The sequence below is a fragment of the Mucilaginibacter sp. P4_E8 genome, assembly GCF_056401495.1.
Genome location: NZ_JBFUJG010000212.1, coordinates 1 through 6,099, shown reverse-complemented (window position 1 = coordinate 6,099; position 6,099 = coordinate 1). Strand labels below are relative to the sequence as shown.

5 protein-coding genes are annotated in these 6,099 nt (G+C 35.2%); all 5 read left to right on the top strand.

Annotated elements, in window-relative coordinates; translation table 11 throughout:
• The coding region (locus AC1DRQ_RS28845; RefSeq protein ID WP_477429184.1) for an ORC-CDC6 family AAA ATPase at positions 1-715 on the top strand (715 nt) is incomplete at its 5' end.
• Positions 702-1,637 carry a hypothetical protein gene (locus tag AC1DRQ_RS28840; protein ID WP_477429182.1) on the top strand — a complete coding sequence of 312 codons (936 nt, stop codon included), beginning with the start codon at positions 702-704 and terminating at the stop codon, positions 1,635-1,637. The genes AC1DRQ_RS28845 and AC1DRQ_RS28840, both read left to right, overlap by 14 nt.
• A 241-nt stretch (positions 1,638-1,878) precedes the next feature.
• Entirely contained in the window at positions 1,879-4,179 is a 2,301-nt protein-coding gene (locus AC1DRQ_RS28835; RefSeq protein ID WP_477429180.1) for a DGQHR domain-containing protein, read from the top strand.
• A gap of 128 nt (positions 4,180-4,307) precedes the next feature.
• Positions 4,308-5,510 (top strand): DNA adenine methylase, encoded by a 1,203-nt coding sequence (locus AC1DRQ_RS28830; protein WP_477429178.1) that lies wholly within the window; start codon positions 4,308-4,310, stop codon positions 5,508-5,510.
• Positions 5,510-6,099, top strand: a 590-nt coding sequence (locus AC1DRQ_RS28825; RefSeq protein WP_477429176.1) for a hypothetical protein, incomplete at its 3' end; no start/stop codon positions are given. The genes AC1DRQ_RS28830 and AC1DRQ_RS28825, both read left to right, overlap by 1 nt.

The window sequence follows — 6,099 nt, the reverse complement described above, 5'->3', positions numbered from 1 at the left end:
AGATTCAGAAATTCACCGGAAAATATCGCCGTTAGTTATTTATAGAAATTATTATCTGAAAGAAAGTAAAAAGAACAAGGAGAACGACGAACCTGGTACATTGATTCGAAGAACTCGCAGAATAAGAAATCCTTTTAATTATGGGTGGGAAAATATCTGTAAGATTTCGGATGGTAACCCGAGGTTACTTATTGGAATTATTGAAAATTTATTCTTGAATGCAATGAAGGAACAATTTAAAAAAAGAAACTCATTCAGCATTGAATTGCAATCTGACGAAATATATGCAATAAGTAAGCGAACGGTTGAGATTTGGGGTACTCACCCAAACTCCAATCTTGAATCGGGAGTTGACTTGTTTTCATTGAGAAAACTTATTGATCATATTGGTAAGTTTTTTTCAAATCAAATCTTACAGAATCAATTTAACGCGGGGCCTTATGGAACGTTCATTGTGGATAAGAACGTAAATAAAAAGCACATATCTCTAATCAGATTGGRCTTGTTTTTAGGGGCCTTTGTTTTATTAAACCCGGCGGATAACCTTACGGTCAACTCTTTGACAAATAAGAAATTTCGTCTTTCATTCATTCTTTATCCATACTATATGCTACCGATAAGAGTAGAAAGTAAAGCAAATCGTTTATCGGATATATTAAAGACCAAAGTTGATAACCCTGACCAAGGAGAACTTTTCTCAGATGAAAATAGTTAATAAAATCGAAGAGATCGAACCCGAACAGTTGGCTGAAATTGTTTTTGATTTGGCTATCACTTCGTCCGGCTATGAAAGCCGCGCCGTTTTCCTGGACGCAAATTTTAAACTGTTAAGCAAAAGAAAGCTAGTTGTTGCGTTTGATAATTATCAAAATGAACAAGTTCGGCTTCAGAATGACAAGTATTTTGATAAAGTGGGTTATCAAAAAATTTTGACATCTGGGAACAATGATGGTGATATCTTGGAATGGATTAGAGACTTGGATTTTAAGGGTGATATTAATATCCTTATAGATTACTCCTGCATGACACGTGTATGGTATTCCGGGATTATAAAATATTTTGCTCTACTTGAAAAACATGAGTTAAATACGGCAAATTTGTATTTTTCTTACAGTCAGTCAGTATATAGTCCTCCGCCAAAACATTCCATTCCCAATAAATATGTTCAACCAATTAACAATTATTACGGAATTTCTTCACCTCAAAAACCAACAGCATTAATTATCGGACTTGGTAATGAAAATATTCGTGCGTTTGGACTAAAAGAACTATTTGATGCTGAGCCATTCTTGTTCTATACGGATCCATCTAACGGAAATCAATATACTGCAGACGTTGAATATTCTCATCGTGAATTGTTGTCTTTAACGCCTGATGATAAGGTTTTTAAATATCCGTTACATAACATTAATTATTTGCATTTTGTATTGAACTTGCTTTGTAAAAATCTAATTCAAAGTCACAAAGTAGTAATCGCACCTTGCGGTCCTAAACCGTTTGTTCTGGCTGCCTTGTTGAATTCCTTCTTAATGCCGGATACAAGTGTTTGGAGAATAAGTCCTGGCGAAGAAGGAGTTCCATTTGATCATGCACCCTGTGGTAAAGTTTATATTGCAAAAATTACTCTCGAATCATAGGTGGTTGATATTTATACTTTAATTGTGGCCTCGCAGATAAGCGGCAAATCTGTTACCCATTTCGAGAATCCCGCACCGATAAAAAAATTACGATATCAAATAGCCGTTGAAATAATCCCTTTATATAATATACTTATCAAATAAGTAATTTAATAACAATAATTTTTAACTTAACCTTTTATTTATGCAGGCTGAACGATGGGAATTCGTTCAACCCCTAAACCTATACTTTTGTATTACCATGATTGAAAATATAAAGGATATTTCTAATTTAACAGGCCTGTCACGGTTAAAGGGGCGGGTATTCGAAGTTAAAACAATACATCCGGCCGACTTACCGGAATACGTTGAACAAGGATGGGAGCTTTATAAAAAATTAAATAAAACTATTCAGGTTAAAAGAAACAAACAGCATTCATATTTATTGGAAGACCGTGTTTGGAATATGTTTTATAAAATGGGATTTGGACAACTATCGGCCGAAGGTGGTGCACAACTAATTATAAATCCCAAAGAAAAATCTTCACCAAAATCTCAAATTGATATTGTAGCTATTGACCGCGAAGTTGCGATTGCTATTGAATGCAAATCCTCAGCTGACTTTAAAAAACGATTACAATTCCAGGAAGAATTGGGCAAATTTTCACAGATTAAAGATCCATTTATTAAATCTATTAGAAATCATTTTTCAAATGATGGCGTAAAAAAACAGCCTGTGTTTATTATGTTTTTAAGCAAAGCCATCTTAAATGATAATGATAAAGAAAGAGCAAAACAGGCTAATGTGATTCTATTTGATGATGTGGACTTGACCTATTACGAAAACCTAGTTAATCATTTAGGGCCTGCAGCGAAATATCAAATTTTATCAGATATGTTACCAGGTAAAGAAATTCCTGGGCTGTCAATAAAAATCCCGGCAATTAAAAGCAAAATGGGTGGCAATAATTGTTATTCGTTTTCAATCTCACCTGAATTCTTATTGAAAATTGCATATGTTTCACATCGGTCAAAAGGCAAGGCTTCTGATATCAATACATACCAGCGGATGCTTACAAAGTCACGACTAAATAAAATCAGAGAATACCTAAGCGAGGATGGAATATTTCCAACCAACATCATCCTTAATATTGATAAAAGCCGGTTAAATTTTCAGCGAATCAAACAAGAAGGGGAGCAAGACGACGAAATAAATGCAGGCATATTAGGTTGGCTCGATATTAAAGCTGCTTATAAATCCGCTTGGATCATTGACGGGCAACACCGCCTGTATGCTTATTCAGGGCATCCCAAATCCCACAAAAGTAAATTGTCGGTAATGGCATTTGAAGGTCTCAAACCTAGCAAGCAGGCAGAGCTATTTATCGACATTAATGCGAAGCAAAAAAGCGTTAAACAGTCCCTTTTACAGGAATTATTTGCAGAGTTACACTGGGATTCAGATAAGTTGTCTGATCGCGTAAGCGCTATCATATCAAAGTGTATTCAAGATTTGAATAATACTCCGGGCTCCATCTTGTTTAATCGAATTCAAACCACGGATGGCGTAAAAGATTATATCAGGTGCATCACCCTGAAAAGTTTATTTGACCAAATTGAAAAGAAAGGATTTTTTATCGCAAAGGAACGTGGCGGAAATGTGCTAGAGTATGGGCCACTATGGGATGGTAATAACTTGGATACCTTAAAACGCGCAACTTTTATACTTAACTTTTGGCTTGGTGAGGTGGCTTTACTAAATCGGGTTTGGTGGGATTTGGGTTCAGCATTAGGCGGCGGGCTATCGATGAACGATGGGGTAGCTACTATTTTCTCTGTTTTACGGAGCCTATTCGACCTTTTAGAAAAAAAAGGGTTGAAATTAGTAACTTATACAAATCAGGAATTAGCAGATATTATCAAACCGTACAGCATCGCATTAGGCCAATTTCTTGCCAGTTTGTCTGACAGCCAACGAAAAGCATTTAGGGATCTTCGCGGTATTCAAGGTTTAACCTATCGAACGATGCAATGTCAGGTAGGTATGAGAAACATCATGCCTGAATTTAATCCAGAGGGTTTAGATGAATGGCAGAATTTACAAAAGCAACAAACCAATAAGAATGCTAAAGAGATTATTGATCAAATGGAGATTAATCTGCAAACCAATATAATTGATGAATTGAAATTTAATTTAGGAACTGAGGATGAATTATGGTGGTATGAAGGTATTCCACAAGGAATCAGAACCAAAGTTTCTAGCCGTATGGAGGAAGATAAAAACAAAAGAGGTGGAAAGGAATATTATTTCGATTTACTAGATTACAAAAAAATTATTCATGATAATTGGGAGCTATTTGAAAAAAAATTCGGGTATGGGAAAGGCAGCAAAGATAAAAGAACTGATTGGTTTGACTTTATAAACGAGGTGAGAAGAATTGTCGCACATGCTTCTTCAGGAAAAACGGTTAGCATAGAAAATTATCAAAAATTATTAGCCTTAAAGCAATGGCTGGGAATGCAACTTGTGGAAGATTTAATTGAAGAACCTACAACAGATTAATCACTTTTAATATGGACTTAGTATCTTCCGAGCTATCTAAAAAATCTAAATATTAGCCGCAAAACAACTCATACGATCCACGAAAATACGCTATCTTCGTTTAATAATTCAGTTTGGAGTAGTAATTAATGGACGAAGAAAAAGGTTTAGACGATTTGGCGGTTGATTCCAAAATTCCCCATGTATTAAAATACATGGGGTCTAAGAGAGAAATTATAGACTTTGTAACTGCTGCAATTGACGAATTAGGCGTAAGTAATACTTGGTTTTGTGATTTATTTTCAGGCACTAGCGTAGTAGGGGCTTCTTTGAAAGGTAAATATAATATTCATTCCAATGATATACAATCGTATTCTGGTGTATTGGCAAAAACGTACCTTGCCGATTTAAAAACCAACATACCGGTTACGGCAATTGATTTGGTTAAGGAAGAGGCCACAGCGCTTGTAAATGAATTTAGAGCGATGTACTTAGACCTCGATTTTGACTACAATAGCACAAACGATATTAAAAAAATTATTAGTATCGAAAAAGCTCAGCAAGGACTAATTGAAAAAGAATTCCATATCGGCTTTCACTTGTTTGCCAAATATTATTCAGGTACTTATTGGAACTTTGAGCAATGTGTTTGGATTGATTCACTTAGGTGTGTAGCTGAAAAATATAAAGATAAACCATTATATTTTGCCATTATGTCCTCACTAATTTCAGCGATGTCGTACGTATCTCAAAGTACCGGGCACTATGCACAGTATCGAGATATAAACGAAAAGAACATTGATGACATTTTAATTTACAGAAGGAGAAATATCTGGAATTATTTTGAGCGCAAATTTAGAGAATTAAGTATTACCTTAAATGGAACTGCTACTAAGGAATATCGAATAACAAATCTTGATTACTTAGATTGTTTAAGAATGATAGAAAAGGGAAGTATCGTGTATGCAGATCCTCCATATCAATCGGTCCACTATTCACGCTTTTATCATGCTCTGGAAACTCTAGTACGCTATGATTATCCAGCTGTATCCCACAAAGGAAGATATCGTGAAGATCGTCATCAATCACCATTTTGCAAAAAGACGACAGTTAATCAAGCATTTACTGCATTATTTAAAGGAGTAAATGATAAAGATGCGAATTTGGCACTAAGCTATAGCGATACTGGAATGATTAATCTTTTGCAAATTAAAGACTTAGCAAAGGAAATTTTTAAAACCGGCTACAGCGTAACAGTACTAGAAAAAGATCACATCCACAGTAAAATGGGAAGAAGTGACGAGAAACAACAAGATGTAACAGAATATATAATTTTATTCAAAAAGATTTAATGCCTTTGAATGTTGATTTCAGTAGCCTAAAAACATCTTGGACAAAGTATGATATCGTTCAAGTGATGGAAGTCATTTACGACGTCCAGACAATTGAAAAATTTAAAAATAAGGAAGCTGGCATCAATGAGCCGATACTACGGTCTTTTCTTGGAATAGACAGTCTTGCAGATCCAATTCCTGACTATTGGATAAAAATCCAAGATTTCCCTAAAGAAAAAAAACTATTTGCTCTTCTCGCTGCTCTTTTTACACATGGCGGTGTGGTAAATGAGTTTGCAACGAAATTTTCAACGGGAAACATGAAAGGGGTTTTCATACTGGAACCCGGAAAGCAGTATACAAATATTCGAAGCGCATTAATTGAATCTGAGGCAGCCCAACCTATTTATAGGCGAACCAAGAACGTTCCATTTGATTTTTCTCCAATTTATCAAAATGGAGAAGTAGGAACTTTGTTTAAAGAAGTTCTACGAGAACGTTTAAGCAGGGTTGCAAATAAAGAACTTAATGAAGAAGAGTTTTACGAAGCAAGCATTCATAACAACTTCCCGGACGCTTTAAGTTTAACCAAATCTCAGTATGGTTT

Bases quoted from the DNA above. Each gene is read 5' to 3' on its own strand.
- AC1DRQ_RS28840 (WP_477429182.1), top strand. From the start codon at position 702: ATGAAAATAGTTAATAAAATCGAAGAGATCGAACCCGAACAGTTGGCT.
- AC1DRQ_RS28835 (WP_477429180.1), top strand. From the start codon at position 1,879: ATGATTGAAAATATAAAGGATATTTCTAATTTAACAGGCCTGTCACGG.
- AC1DRQ_RS28830 (WP_477429178.1), top strand. From the start codon at position 4,308: ATGGACGAAGAAAAAGGTTTAGACGATTTGGCGGTTGATTCCAAAATT.